Genomic DNA, 13,882 nt, shown 5'->3' with positions numbered 1-13,882 from the left:
GCCAATCTTATTTTTTTACAGGCCAGAAGAATACGCCAGTAATGGCGCCACCCGGATTGAAGCCGGTTACGTTTGCAGCCATGGAGTTCTGTTCAATCTGCTGGAACATAACTGAGAATGGAGCTTCTTTCTGGAAGGTCTTCTGAGCTTGCACGTACATGCGGGCACGCTTTTCGCGGTCACTTTCCTGTACAGCCAGATCGGTCAGCTTGGTCAGCTCTGTTGCAGGGTAAGCGTTACGCCATGCCAGTTTACCAACGTGCTTACCTTCATCGGAGTTATCCGGGTTGTTTGCGAAGGTATCAGCATTTGTGTGTGGATCTGGGTAATCCGGACCCCATGCACCTACGTAGATCTGGAAGTCACGAGCGCGGTAACGACCAAGGATCTGCTTGCCAGTTCCCTGTGTGATAGACGCGCGAATGCCAGCCTGACCAAAGGTGTTCTGCAAGCTCTGAGCAATTTCAACGCGCTCAGTCGCATTACGAACGATGAACTCAACATCGAAACCATCGGCATAACCTGCCTGGTCGAGCAGTTCTTTAGCTTTTTCAACGTTCAGTGAGAATGGAGTGTCCTTCAGTTCGCCCATATAGGTCTGCGGAAGGAACGCCTGCTGGATAGTGTACTGACCCTTCAGGAAAGAACCGGTCATGCCTTTGTAGTCAACGAGATACTTCAGAGCTTCCGCAACCTTTGGATGGGACAGCGCCTTATCCTTCTGGTTGAAGGAGATGTACATCAGACGACCACGGAGCGTGTCTTCAACCTTCAGATCCTCGTTGGTGGAGATCGCAGCAATATCTTCTGGAGACAGGTGACGGGCAACATCAACATCGCCTTTTTCCAGCATCAGACGCTGAGAAGCAGATTCCATCACGTGGCGCACGATAACGCGCTTCATCGCAACTTCACCACGCCAGTAGCCTGGAACAGCAGTCAGAGAATAAGACTCATTTGGCTTCCAGCTCTGCAGCTTAAACGCGCCAGAACCAGCAGAATTTGTTTTCAGCCAGCCGTTACCCCAGTCGCCATCAACTTCATTGGACTTAACCAGCTCACTATCAACGATAGAAGCAATTGCAGAAGTGAAGCAGTTCAGCACGAAAGAAGGAGCGTACTTCTTATCTGTCGTAATCTGGAAAGTGTTTTCATCAACGGCTTTGATTGTCTCACTCATGTTTTCAGGAGTGAAGCCAAACTGCGTAAGAATGAAAGACGGTGTTTTCTTCATCGCAACGGCACGGCGAAGGCTGTATTCAGCATCCTTTGCAGTAACAGGGTTGCCGGTGTGGAACTTGATGCCCTCACGCATTTTAAAGGTAAAGGTCTTGCCGTCCTCTGAGATTTCCCAGCTCGTTGCCAGACCTGGCTCATAACCTTTGGACAGGTCAGCTGGGTTCAGCTGTACCAGACGGTCATACATGTTGTTCGCCATGTCCGTACCGGAAAACTCAAACATTTCCTGCGGGTCGAGCGAAATGATATCGTCAATACGGCCAGCAACAATGAGCATGTTAGGTGGTGTTGCAGCACCAGCCTCAGAGATGATAGCGCCAGAAATTGGCATCGCCACGCTTGCAGCAAGCGCCAGCGAGAGAAGACTACGCTTAAATTGCATTATAAAATGCTCCCCTATTTATAAAATGCCTTCACATCGTTAGTCGCGCGAAGGCGAAAGAATTGTAACCGCATCTAAGTGCAATCACTGATTAAATTCTTTCACTTTTTAAGAATGGGAACAAGTACCCTTGGTTGAGCTCAGCCAAAGAATGCCAGGTACCAGCTCAATCCTTGCTTGATTCTGGACGGCTAACCTTGCGGTTTCTGCCAGTAATCAAACCTCCCCTAACGGACTAGTCAATTGGTATGATCAAGCCTGATTCAGTCTAAAAAAATCAGCTATTTAATCGTTTTAAGAAATGAAGAGGCGTCTCAGAAAAAGTAAACGCTGCACACAAGGTGCAGCGTTGGAACTCTATGCCAAATTGGAGTGAGCCTGTGAGCAATTTTATTTATCACGCACCCTCAAGAGTTGCAGTATTTTCATGTTGACCTAACGTCCCCAATTTAGAAAACGCGAATCCGTCACCGCCAAACACATGCGCATGGCTGCAATCCAGCTTCACTTTGCAGCTCTCACCAGCCCTCGCAGTAGCATCACCCCTGCCCTGAACAGTGATCAAAGAGCCGTCAGTCAAGCGCACATGCAGGAAGTGGCTCTCGCCAAGTTCCTCAATAACCTCGACCTTCCCAGAAAGCTCGCCTTCCGTTCCGCTGCCCATGTGCTCGGGACGAATACCAAACTCAACCTTATCGCCAACAGCAAGGCCGGTCGGATCAACGACAACCTTCACAGGATCAGAGCCGATAACCGACAGCTCAACACCGTCTTCAGCAACACTTGTCACCTGCGCTTCAATGAAGTTCATCTTCGGCGACCCGATGAAGCCAGCCACGAACTTGTTGCGTGGACGATGGTACAGCTCAAGCGGGCTACCAACCTGCTCAATCCGGCCAGCATTCAGCACCACAATCCGGTCTGCAAGTGTCATTGCCTCCACCTGATCGTGGGTCACGTACACCATGGTGGCGTCCATGTCCTGATGCAGCTTGGCAATCTCAATACGCATCTGCACACGCAGCGCCGCATCAAGGTTGGAAAGCGGCTCATCGAATAGGAAGACCTTAGGATTACGAACAATCGCACGGCCAATCGCCACGCGCTGACGCTGACCACCAGAAAGCTGCTTCGGCTTGCGTTCCAGCAACGGAGTCAGCTCAAGGATACGAGCCGCCTCCATCACCTTCTCTTTGATATCCTCTTTTGAATGCTTGGAGAGCTCAAGGCCAAAAGCCATATTCTCATAAACATTCATATGCGGATAAAGAGCATAGCTCTGGAACACCATGGCTATCTTGCGTTCCTTAGGAGAGCGCTGGTTCACCAGATCTCCATCAATGAACATGTCACCATCAGTGATGTCTTCAAGCCCTGCAATCAGGCGCAATAAAGTCGATTTACCGCAGCCGGATGGCCCGACAAACACGATCAACTCGCGATCTTTGATCTGCAAGTCAACGCCGTGGATGATGCGGGTTGACCCGAAGTCCTTGACGATACCCTTGAGTGTTACATCTGCCATGGTGTTGCCCTCAGCTTAGTTCTTTGAGATTTGCAAGTAAGCCACTTGCCATGCAGGCAGGTTGAGTGCCTCGTCGTCCATTTCCGCACTAAATCCATGCCCCTCCAGCAACGCAGCAGAGCAGTACGCTCCCAGAGCAACACGCATATCATCATTTGTCAGGTTGAAGACGCAAAGTACTTGTTCACCTTCATGCTCACGCACAAACGCCAGAACATCTTCTCCCAGATCAACAAAGTCCAAAGACCCCTTTTGCAGAACCTTCTGGTCTTTACGCCACTGCAGGTACTTCGCTGTCCTGCGAAGTGGAGAAGCCTCATCTCCAGCCTGAACTTCCGCACTGTGATCCAGATGGTCTTGCGCCATCGGCAGCCATGGCTTGCCAGTGGTAAAGCCACCGTCCTTGGTCCATGCAATCGGCGTACGGCACCCGTCACGACCTTTGTACTCAGGCCAGAACTCAATACCATAAGGATCCTGCAGGTCTTCCAGAGCCACATCAGCTTCTTTAAAGCCCAGTTCCTCACCCTGATAAATGCATGGGCTACCACGCAAGGAAGCGCTCAGCGCCATCAAAGCTGGTGTCGCCACCTGAGGATCAACATCAGCAGGAAGCCGTGATCCCATACGCTTCACATCGTGGTTGGACATCGCCCAGCTCGGCCAGCCCTCAGTCACAATGTTCTGAAGGTTGGTCACCCGTTCACGCACATATTTTGCAGTTGGCGTATTGGAAAGCAGATCAAAGCTGTACGCCATGTGCAGGCGCCCCTCACCAGAGGTGTACTGCTTCATGATCTCACTGGCTTCATGCCCTGCACCGATTTCACCAACTGTGGTGGTGTTCTGATACTCGTTCATCACAGCCCGTAAGCGCTCAAGGAACGGCAGGTTCTCTGGCTGCGATTTGTCAAACTTGTGGTCCTGGAACGCATAAGGGTTCACACCAGTCACATCTGCAAGGCTATCTGGATCCGGATAAGGCGGGTTGTCACGCAGCTGCTTGTCGTGAACGTAAAAGTTCACGGTATCCAGACGGAAACCGTCAACGCCCAGCTCCAGCCAGAACCGACCTGCATCAAGCACGGCCTGCTGCACTTCCTCGCAATGGAAATTCAAATCCGGCTGAGAACGCAGGAAGTTATGCAGGTAGTACTGACAACGACGACTGTCCCACTGCCACGCAGAACCACCAAAGATGGAGAGCCAGTTGTTTGGCGGAGACCCATCAGCCTTCGGATCAGCCCACACATACCAGTCAGACTTGCTGTTGGTTTTATTGCTGCGGCTCTCAACAAACCACTCATGTTGCTCAGAGGTGTGTGAAATCACCAGATCGATCAGAACACGAATGCCCTTACCATGCGCTTTAGCCACCAGCTCTTTGAAATCATCCAGAGAGCCGAACATTGGATCAACGTCTTCATAATCAGAAACGTCGTATCCAAAGTCATCCATTGGCGACTTCATGAAAGGCGAAATCCAGATCGCATCAGCACCAAGATCGGAGATGTAGTCCAGCTTCTCTGTAATACCTGGAAGGTCACCAATGCCATCGCCATTGCTATCTGCGAAAGACCGCGGATAGATTTGATAAATGACTGCGCCCCGCCACCAATCCGGATCGTTCGCCAGAACGCGATGGCTTGTATTTTCGTTTATTGGGGTAGAGAGGTTCATTCCAGTTATCCTTTAACCGCACCAGCTGTAAGACCAGCGACGATTTTTCGTTGAAACACCAGGACTAGGACCACGATCGGGACGGTCACTAGTACAGAAGCAGCCATGATATTGCCCCATGGCAGCTCGTATTCAGTTGCGCCGGACATCAGGGCAATCGCCACTGGCACGGTGCGAACTTCGTTGGATAGAGTAAAGGTGAGCGCGAACAGGAACTCGTTCCACGCACCGATGAAGGCAAGCAAACCGGTGGTCACCATGGCTGGCCACATCAACGGCAAGAAGATCCGGCGCACAATGGTCAGCGGAGAAGCCCCGTCAACAACCGCAGCCTCTTCAAGCTCCTTCGGCAGTTCCTTCATGAAGGTCGTCAGCACCCACACAGTGAACGGCAGGGTCAGCACTGTGTTCGGGATAATCAAACCCGGCAGAGAGTTGTAAAGTCCCATTGAGCGGATCAACTCATACATGCCGGAGAGGATCGCCACCTGCGGGAACATGGAGACAGACAGGATCGTCATCAACAACAAGCCACGGCCCCGGAAGTGGATACGAGCCAGCGCATAAGACGCCGTCACCGCAATAATCAGCGACAAGACCACAACAGATGTCGCAACAATCACCGAGTTCAGAATATTGAGGCCAAACGGCTGCTCTTTGAAGATGGAGAAATAGTTCCCCATCGTGAAGGATGTTGGGAATACGGACGGATTGAACAACTCCTGCCCGCTCCGGAAACTCGTGACAATCGCGTAATAGAACGGGAAGACCGAGAAAATCACGACCACAACAACCAGAGTGTAAAACAGAATAGACTTCATCTGTCTGTTCATGATTGTTCTCCTTCACCGGACTTCAGCCCGCCTGCCACCACGGTAATGGTCGTCAGCAAAGCAATCACAATGAACAGCAGCGTTGCAGCCGCAGAGCCATAGCCAACTTCCTGGAAATCCACCAGCTGCTGCCTTGCATAGACTGACATGGACATGGTCGACGTAGAGCTGGACGTCAGCACGTAAATCAGATCGAACACACGCAGCGCATCAAGACTGCGGAAAATCACCGCAACAATGATTGCCGGACGGATCAGCGGCAACGTCACCTTGAAGAACACGCGGATCGGGTTGATGCCGTCCACGCGGGCAGCCTCATAGATATCACCCGGAAGCATCTGAAGGGCAGCAAGGGTCAGCAGTGCCATGAACGGTGTTGTCTTCCAGACATCCACCATGATCACAGCCCACATCGCGGTGGAAGGATCAGCCGTCCAGGCAATCGGCTCAGACAGAATGCCGACACCCAGCAAAATTTCGTTGATCACACCAAACTGGTCGTGAAGCATCCAGCCCCACATCTTGGCGGAAACAATGGTCGGGATCGCCCAGGGGATCAGAACCGCAGCACGCACAAGGCCACGGCCTTTGAACTCTGCATTCAGGATCAACGCAATGAGAAGCCCGAACAGAGTTTCAAAACCAACAGAGATGACAGAAAACCAGAGAGTATTCCAAACCGCATTCCACCACTCGGCATCAACGAGAACGCCATAAGCCTCTCCGTCATAATACGAGAGATAGTTCTCAAAGCCGATGAATTGAGATTGGCTGAGATCTGTGAGGTTTGCGTCGGTAAAACCCAACCAGATGGTGCGAAGCAACGGCCAGCCTGCAACAGCGGCCAATGCAATCATCATGGGGGCGAGAAAAAGCCACGCGGCGCGCAATCTGGCAGAGCTCAGATTGGAGCGTTTTGCCTTACGAGTGGCTGTACCATCCTGCTGAAGAGCAAGGGTCATCCTCTGATCCTTGGTTTCTTTATTTCAGGGAAACTCCAAGGAACCACCCAGGAGCTCGGTTCAGTGTTGCGGCCATCGGGAGGCCGCAACACAGATCGCAAGTCTAGGGAGGAGACTTACCAGCCTTTACGCTTGATGCGTTTCAGGTTCTTTTCAAGCTTCGCAAGGGATGCCTCTGCTTCGGTTTTACCGGAAAGCACGTCATGCACTGCATTGTAAAATGCATTGGAAACTTTGTTGTAGTTAGAGCCAGTTGCACGGGATGGGCGTGCCACAGCATTGGTGAAGGTGTCTTTCAACTGACCCATGAACGGGCTTGCTGCAAGAACATCCGCATCAGAGTACAGCTCAGCAATGGTTGGGTTGTAAGACCCTTCAATAGCGCGCTGTTTCTGGCTCTTCTTGCTGGTCAGGTGCATAACAAGACTTGCAGCGGCTTCAGGGTCTTTGGAGTATTTGGAAACAGCAAGCTGCCAACCACCAAGAGTACCGGTCTGCTTTCCGTCTTCACCACCCTTAGGCAGAGCCATCACACCGATTTTGCCTTTGATCGGAGAATCGTCAGCCTGACCGAGAGACCATGCATAAGGCCAGTTACGCATGAACACTGCATTACCGGACTGGAACACACCGCGTGCATCTTCTTCCTGATAGGAAAGAACACCAGAAGGTGCAATTGTGCCGGTCCAGCTTGCTGCAAGAGACAGAGCTTTTACAGCTTTTTCGTTGTTGATGGTAATATCACCATCAGCGTTCACAACATCGCCGCCGCCAAAGCTGTCGACCCACTCAAGAGCGTCACAGGTCAGACCTTCATAAGCCTTAGCCTGATAAACAAAGCCCCACATTTTATTATTGCCAGCTGCGCGTTCAGCATCCTGAATTTTTTTCGCGCTTGCGGTCAGATCACCCCAGGTTTCAGGAGCCTTTTCACCATGCTTTTCGAGCAGGTCTTTGCGGTAGAACAGCAGGCCAGCATCAGTGTACCAAGGCATAGCAACCAGCTTGCCTTTGTAGGTGTTGTTCGCAACGATTGGTTGGAAGTGCATGTCCTCTGCGCCATTGGAATATGGCTTCAGATCAGCAAGGTGGCTTCCCAGAATACCCGGCCAGATAACGTCAATCTGGAAAACATCAATATCAGAAGAACCAGAGCTCAGGATCTGCTGGTACAGCGCCAGCTGCTCGGTAGATGATGCAGGTGCAGCGAAAAACTTAACGGTGTTGCCAGTTTCTTTGGCCCACTCGGTTGCAGCACCTTTACAGAGCTTAGCACCCTGACCAACGCTACCACAAACAACGGTAACTTCAGCAGCCATTGCATAACCCGCAACGCCAGCCATACCAGCAACAGCAACAGCAGAACCTAATAATGTACGACGGATACCCATAATGGGACGCCTCCCTGTTTCGTCCATGGCCCTTGGTTCAACGAATTCCCAATCGTTGTCCGGCCATTAATTACCCCTCCAGAGCGAAGGGCTCCCCAAACACTGGTCATCTTTCAAAAGATTCCCAAAGCGCTTTGAGACAAGCAAAGTTTAGTCACCGGTCTAAGTCAATAGTAAAAATCCGTAGGAACTTTTGTGAGGCTGTCTATCTGGCGTCATATTTTGCAACGCAGCACCCACAAAATAGCTGAATTCTCCTAAGTTTAGAGCCCATCATATGTGGTATTTTACTGCATCTCTGAAAAATATCAGTTTTCCACTGTCTCCGTTACCGCTCCCAAAGCGCTTTGGAAAAGACAAAGGTTCTACTGGATTTTAGGGAGACTTCTGGGCTAGATTTCATCCAAGCATGCGGGAGAAAAAGGGGCTATAAACAAGGCGCACAGCAAGTTTGAGCCATTGAATTATTATGAATCTTAAGAGTTTAGCCAATCATCTCGGTCTTTCACAAACCACAGTCAGCAGAGCTCTGAACGGGTATTCTGACGTGTCCCTCGCCACCCGAAACCGTGTTTCGGAGGCAGCAAAGACCTATGGCTATCGTCCCAATGTCAACGCACGCCGTCTGGCAACCGGACGCTCCTGCGTGATCGGCATCGCCTTCCCCACTGACATGAACATGTTTCTCGACCCGCATTTCATCGAGTTTCTGACAGGTCTTTCTGAGAAGGCATCCGAGCTTGACTACGACATCATGATCTCCTCCTCGCAGAGTGAAGAAGTGGACGTCTACCGCCGCTTTGCGGAAAAAGGCACCGTTGATCTGGTGATCCTGTCCAACGTGGACCTCAGCGAAGAGCGCATCCGTCTTCTGCAAGACCTCAACATGCCGTTCATCGTCCATGGCCGCACTGCCACCTGTGATAGCTACTCGTACATCGACATCGACAACTACGGTGTCTTCCACGAGCCCACAAAGATGCTGCTGGAAATGGGCCACGACAAGATCGCGATCCTCAACGGCCATCCAAACCGTGTCTACGCCATTGACCGGCTTAACGGCTGGCAGGATGCGTTGAAGGAACGAGGCGTCACGCCGAACCCGGATTATATGCGTGCAGGCGCTATGTCAGAGGAAAACGGCTACACCTTCGCCATGGAGATCTTGCAGCTCGAGAACCGCCCGACTGCCCTGCTCTGCTCAAGTGTGGTCATGGCAAAAGGCGCGTACAGAGCCTGTAACGAGCTCGGCATCAGGATCGGTTCGGAAGTCTCCATCGTCGCCCACGATGACAACGTGCCCCTCGCACAAGCATCTGACATGAACCCGCCACTGACCGTCACCCGCTCACCACTGCGCGATGCAGGTCGGGAGATCGCGATCATGGCAATGAACTACCTCAAGGGCACAGACATCAAAGAGCTGCAATGCCTGTGGCACCCGGAACTTATTTTCCGCAAATCTGTAGGCGCACCGCCACGCACAGACATCTAGCCTAAGGAATTTACTCAGTTCCTTGAATGGGATCATTGCCATACAACTTGAGTCTGAGGCTATAGTGTAACGTAGCTGCACATTCAGGTTGGGGCCCCTATGCCGACGCCAGTATTTATTGCTGAAAACACGACAAAAACCTATGTCACCAACGAGGTTGAGGTGCGCGCACTTCGCGGTGTCTCCATGACACTCTTTGAAGGCGAAATGGTTGTGCTACTAGGGCCATCCGGCTCTGGCAAATCCACATTCCTGAACATTCTCGGCGGGTTAGACAACGCCACCTCCGGCACGGTCTCGTTCATGGGCAAAAACCTGACGGACTTCAGCGAAAGCGAACTGACCCGCTATCGGCGCGATTACGTCGGCTTCGTCTTCCAGTTCTACAACCTCATTCCCAGCCTCAACGCATGGGAAAACGTGGCTCTGACAACAGAGATCGCCAAGGACCCGATGGACCCACAGGAAGCCCTGGAACTGGTCGGCCTCGGCAAACGCTCCTCCCACTTCCCGGCGGAAATGTCCGGCGGTGAACAGCAGCGTGTCGCCATCGCCCGCGCCATCGCCAAACGGCCAGAAGTCCTGCTCTGCGATGAGCCCACTGGCGCGCTCGACACCAAAACCGGCACGCTGGTTCTGGAAGCCTTACAGCGCATCAATCTGGAACTTGGCACGACCACCGCAATCATCACGCACAACACGGCCATTCAGCAAATGGCGAACCGTGTTTATGTCTTCAAAGACGGCGCAATCGAGAGCACGCACGAAAACGAAACACCCAAGCAGCCTTCGGAGGTTGCATGGTAGTTCTGCCCGTCCTTGACCGAAAAGTAATCCGTGACTTGAAACGCCTTTGGGCGCAAGTGCTCGCGATTGCTTTGGTCATGGCCTGCGGAGTGATGACGCTGATTCTCGCACAAGGCGCCTACCGCTCCCTCAGCCAGACCCAGGAAACCTATTACGATCAATACCGCTTCGGCCACATCTTCGCGCAAGCCGTCCGTGCACCTGATCACCTGAAAGAGCGCATCGCAGCCATTGATGGCATAGCAGCCGTCGAAATGCGCATTGTCCGCTCCGCCATCCTCGACATTCCGCAGATGGCAGAACCCGCCGCTGGCATTGCGCTTTCCTTGCCCTCAGGCAGAAAGCCCGCCGTCAACCGCCTCTACTTACGCGCAGGCCGCTTGCCGGAAGGCTCTCGCACCAACCAGGTCGCTTTGGATTCCCGTTTTGCCAAAGCGCACGGCCTCAACCCCGGTGACACTTTCAGCGCAATCTTGAACGGCAAGAAGCTCAACCTCGAAATCACGGGTATCATCCTCTCCCCCGAGTTCATCTACGCCCTCGGCCCCGGAGATCAGGTCCCCGACGACCGCCGCTTCGCCGTCTTCTTCATGGCCCAATCCGCCATGGAAGGCCTGTTCGACATGAAGAACGCGGCCAACGACATCTCCCTGAGGCTGCTCAGGGGCGCCTGCACACCTTGCGTACTGGAACAACTCGACCGCTTGCTCAAGCCATACGGCGGCACCGGCGCGTATAAACGCAAAGACCAGCAATCCCATGCCTTTCTGGATGCGGAGCTCACCCAGCTCTCCGCCATGGCGAAAGTGCTGCCTCCCATATTCCTGCTGGTCTCCGCTTTCCTCGTCAACATGATCCTGTCCCGCCTGATCGCTCTGGAGCGGGAGCAGATCGGCCTGCTGAAAGCCTGCGGTTACTCTTCATGGTCCGTCGCGGGTCACTACGCCAAACTCGTCTCTTTCATTGCGCTTCTGGGCGTTGGAATCGGCTCCATTGCTGGCAATTACATGGGCAAGCTGATGACCCAAATGTATGCGCAGTACTTCTCGTTCCCATTCCTCGTGTTCGATGAAAGCCCGGACCTCTACCTTATCGCCGCCGCCATCTCGCTACTCGCTGCTTTGGGCGGTGCGCTCTCTTCCATCATGAAAGCCGCCCGCCTGCCGCCCGCAGTCGCCATGCGTCCACCTGCGCCACCACGTTTCCGCAGTTTCCTCTCGCTCAAGTCCAGGCGTGTGCGCATCCTGTCCCAGCTCAGCACCATGGGCCTGCGCCATCTCATGCACAATCCGGTGCGCAGCCTGCTCACCAGCCTTGGCGTCTCTTTCGCACTGGCCCTGCTCGTCTCCGCGCTGTTCCTGACCAACTCCATGGACCACATGATCAATGTGGCCTTCAACAAAGCAGAAACCGCAGATGCCCGCCTGACACTGGCAGATGACAAAGCCCCCAGCGTGCTCGATGACATCCTGCGCCTGCCCGGCGTTCTCACCGCAGAAGCCTACAGACAAGAACCTGTCATCCTGCGCTTTGGTCCCAAAGAAAAGCGCGTCGCCATCACAGGCCGCCCAATCAACGCCAATCTCTCCCGCATTCTGGACCTTGATGAGCGCGCTATTGAAATGCCCCGCACCGGTCTCATGCTGCCAACTCACCTCGCCAACCAGCTGGGTGTAAAGCCGGGCGAGATGCTCACCGTAGAGTTCACCAAGCACAACTCGATCCTGCGGCAGGTTCGGGTCTCAGGCACCGTCACCAGCTACATGGGCATCTCCGCCTCCATGCACATAGACGCGCTGAACGCCCTTGTGCCCACAGGCCCGCGCATCTCTGACTTGGCGATCAACATCGACCGCACACGGCTTGATGATCTCTACGATGCTGTCAAACAAACACCGGGCCTCGGCGGCATCGCCATGCAGATGCTTTCTCGCGAAAAGTTCCGCGAGCTCATGGACCAGAGCGTCAACTCCATGCTGGTGGCCTACATCACCATCGCAGTCATCGTTGCCTTTGGCGTGGTCTACAACGCCGCCCGCATTCAGCTGTCAGAGCGGGGCCGCGAGCTCGCCAGCCTGCGCGTCATCGGCTTCTCTAAGCAGGAAGTGTTCCACGTCATTCTGGTGGAAATGGCCATGATTGTTCTGCTGGCACAGCCCATGGGCTGGCTCATCGGCTATGGCATGGCAGCGGGCATGATACAGGGCTTCGCCAGTGATCTCTTCCGCGTGCCGCTTGTGGTGCTGCCAAGCACCTATGCCATCGCCAGCTTTGTCATTCTCACAGCTGCACTGGCCTGCGCACTCATCGTGCGCCGCCGTGTGGGCAAACTTGATCTCATCAAAACCTTAAAAACGAGGGAATAGGAATGAACGGTAAATACGTCAAACGAGGCGCATCTATTGCTGTCGCCCTGCTCGTTCTTCTCCTCATTGGTTGGGCCTTGCAGGAAAAGCCAATCTCCGTTGAAACAGCCAGGATCACCCGCGGCGACCTGATTGTCACCGTGGAGGAAGACGGCAAAACCCGCGTCAAAGAGATCTACAAAATCTCCGCCCCAATCGCCGGACGGGTCGACCGTTCCCTTCTCGAGGTCGGCGACAAAGTATCCCGTGGCGAAACCACAGTCGCCACCATCAACCCGCTCACCACCCCGTTCATGAACGCCCGCACCAAGGCAGAAGCCCTCGCCGGAGTTGAAACCGCCAAAGCTGCCATCTCCTTGGCAGAAGCTGAGCTTGCCTCCGCCAAGGCAGAACACAAACTGGCCAAGTCAGAACTCATCCGCGCCCAGCGCCTCAACCGCTCCAAAACCATCTCCGATGCTCAGCTGGAACGCGTGGAAATAGATGTCACCCTCAAAGCTGCCAAGGTCCAAAGTGCAGAGGCCCAGATCGCCCAGCGGAGCAGCGACCTGCAAAGCGCCAAAGCCCGCCTGATCGAGCCTCACATCGCACAGGACCCAGAGCGTTCAGAGGAACTTGCCGTACGCATGATCACACCCATCAACGGCGTCGTCCTCAATCTGGCAGTTGAAAGCGAGCAGACCATCCAGTCTGGCGCGCTCCTGATGGAACTGGGCGACCCTGCCGATATCGAGGTGGTTGTTGACCTGCTCTCCACTGAGGCCGTCAAAATCGCAGAGGGCGCAAAAGCAACTCTGGTCGACTGGGGCGGCAACACCCTGAAGGCAACCGTCCGCCGCATTGATCCCGCAGGCTTCACCAAGGTCTCAGCCCTCGGCATCGAAGAACAGCGCGTCAACGCCATTCTGGATCTGGAAACCCCAGCTCTGGAACTCGGCCACGGCTTCCACCTGCGTGCTGCCATCGAAACATGGCACGGCAAAAACGTCCTGCGCATCCCCATGACCGCCCTCTTCAGAGAGGGCAATGACTGGGCCACCTTCAAAGTCATCAACGGCAAAGCCCAACTCCAACTCCTGACCATCGGCGCCTTCAACCAGGACATCGCCGAAGTCCGCTCCGGCCTCACCCAGAACGACACCGTGATCCAGTTCCCAGGAGATACGGTCTCACATGGCACGGCAGTAACGGCGGAGTGAGTA

General features: G+C 53.8%; 10 protein-coding genes. 4 read left to right on the top strand and 6 right to left on the bottom strand.

Annotation, left to right across the window (positions count from 1 at the left end; all coding sequences use genetic code 11):
* Positions 1–7 precede the first annotated feature (7 nt).
* The 6 genes from PsW74_RS04260 to PsW74_RS04235 form a co-directional block, all read right to left on the bottom strand.
* Complete coding sequence (locus PsW74_RS04260) at positions 8–1,621, bottom strand: ABC transporter substrate-binding protein (protein WP_063290109.1); 1,614 nt, start codon at positions 1,619–1,621, stop codon at positions 8–10.
* Between the two features lie 397 nt (positions 1,622–2,018).
* Entirely contained in the window at positions 2,019–3,146 is a 1,128-nt protein-coding gene (ugpC, locus tag PsW74_RS04255) for a sn-glycerol-3-phosphate ABC transporter ATP-binding protein UgpC (protein ID WP_063290110.1), read from the bottom strand.
* Between the two features lie 15 nt (positions 3,147–3,161).
* Positions 3,162–4,826 carry an alpha-glucosidase family protein gene (locus PsW74_RS04250; protein ID WP_063290111.1) on the bottom strand — a complete coding sequence of 555 codons (1,665 nt, stop codon included), beginning with the start codon at positions 4,824–4,826 and terminating at the stop codon, positions 3,162–3,164.
* 5 nt (positions 4,827–4,831) lie between these two features.
* Positions 4,832–5,659, bottom strand: coding sequence for a carbohydrate ABC transporter permease (locus PsW74_RS04245; RefSeq protein WP_057461253.1), 828 nt, complete (start codon positions 5,657–5,659; stop codon positions 4,832–4,834).
* Positions 5,656–6,621 carry a sugar ABC transporter permease gene (locus PsW74_RS04240; protein WP_063290112.1) on the bottom strand — a complete coding sequence of 322 codons (966 nt, stop codon included), beginning with the start codon at positions 6,619–6,621 and terminating at the stop codon, positions 5,656–5,658. The genes PsW74_RS04245 and PsW74_RS04240 overlap by 4 nt, the downstream gene beginning before the upstream one ends.
* A 116-nt stretch (positions 6,622–6,737) precedes the next feature.
* On the bottom strand, positions 6,738–8,012 hold the full coding sequence (locus PsW74_RS04235; protein ID WP_063290113.1) for an ABC transporter substrate-binding protein: 1,275 nt from the start codon (positions 8,010–8,012) through the stop codon (positions 6,738–6,740).
* A 469-nt stretch (positions 8,013–8,481) separates the two neighbouring features.
* On the opposite strand from PsW74_RS04235, the gene PsW74_RS04230 reads away from it, so the two are divergent.
* The 4 genes from PsW74_RS04230 (at position 8,482) to PsW74_RS04215 (ending at position 13,879) form a co-directional block, all read left to right on the top strand.
* Positions 8,482–9,507: a substrate-binding domain-containing protein gene (locus PsW74_RS04230; protein ID WP_063290114.1), complete on the top strand. Its 1,026-nt coding sequence runs from the start codon at positions 8,482–8,484 to the stop codon at positions 9,505–9,507.
* 99 nt (positions 9,508–9,606) lie between these two features.
* Positions 9,607–10,314, top strand: coding sequence for an ABC transporter ATP-binding protein (locus PsW74_RS04225; protein WP_063290115.1), 708 nt, complete (start codon positions 9,607–9,609; stop codon positions 10,312–10,314).
* Positions 10,308–12,680: an FtsX-like permease family protein gene (locus tag PsW74_RS04220; protein WP_063290116.1), complete on the top strand. Its 2,373-nt coding sequence runs from the start codon at positions 10,308–10,310 to the stop codon at positions 12,678–12,680. The genes PsW74_RS04225 and PsW74_RS04220 overlap by 7 nt, the downstream gene beginning before the upstream one ends.
* Before the next feature lie 2 nt (positions 12,681–12,682).
* A complete protein-coding gene (locus PsW74_RS04215) occupies positions 12,683–13,879 on the top strand; it encodes an HlyD family efflux transporter periplasmic adaptor subunit (protein ID WP_063290117.1) in 1,197 nt (398 codons plus the stop codon).
* Positions 13,880–13,882 lie beyond the last annotated feature (3 nt).

It is taken from the genome of Pseudovibrio sp. W74 (genome assembly GCF_001623085.1).
Classification (GTDB): Bacteria; Pseudomonadota; Alphaproteobacteria; order Rhizobiales; family Stappiaceae; genus Pseudovibrio.
Note: the sequence above shows the minus strand (reverse complement) of the source record. Positions and strands in the feature narration are given on the sequence as shown.

Excerpts from the sequence above, each read along its gene's own strand:
- ugpC (WP_063290110.1), bottom strand. The coding sequence starts at position 3,146 with ATGGCAGATGTAACACTCAAGGGTATCGTCAAGGACTTCGGGTCAACC.
- PsW74_RS04240 (WP_063290112.1), bottom strand. The coding sequence starts at position 6,621 with ATGACCCTTGCTCTTCAGCAGGATGGTACAGCCACTCGTAAGGCAAAA.
- PsW74_RS04220 (WP_063290116.1), top strand. The coding sequence starts at position 10,308 with ATGGTAGTTCTGCCCGTCCTTGACCGAAAAGTAATCCGTGACTTGAAA.
- PsW74_RS04230 (WP_063290114.1), top strand. The coding sequence starts at position 8,482 with ATGAATCTTAAGAGTTTAGCCAATCATCTCGGTCTTTCACAAACCACA.
- PsW74_RS04225 (WP_063290115.1), top strand. The coding sequence starts at position 9,607 with ATGCCGACGCCAGTATTTATTGCTGAAAACACGACAAAAACCTATGTC.
- PsW74_RS04250 (WP_063290111.1), bottom strand. The coding sequence starts at position 4,826 with ATGAACCTCTCTACCCCAATAAACGAAAATACAAGCCATCGCGTTCTG.
- PsW74_RS04235 (WP_063290113.1), bottom strand. The coding sequence starts at position 8,012 with ATGGGTATCCGTCGTACATTATTAGGTTCTGCTGTTGCTGTTGCTGGT.
- PsW74_RS04260 (WP_063290109.1), bottom strand. The coding sequence starts at position 1,621 with ATGCAATTTAAGCGTAGTCTTCTCTCGCTGGCGCTTGCTGCAAGCGTG.
- PsW74_RS04215 (WP_063290117.1), top strand. The coding sequence starts at position 12,683 with ATGAACGGTAAATACGTCAAACGAGGCGCATCTATTGCTGTCGCCCTG.
- PsW74_RS04245 (WP_057461253.1), bottom strand. The coding sequence starts at position 5,659 with ATGAACAGACAGATGAAGTCTATTCTGTTTTACACTCTGGTTGTTGTG.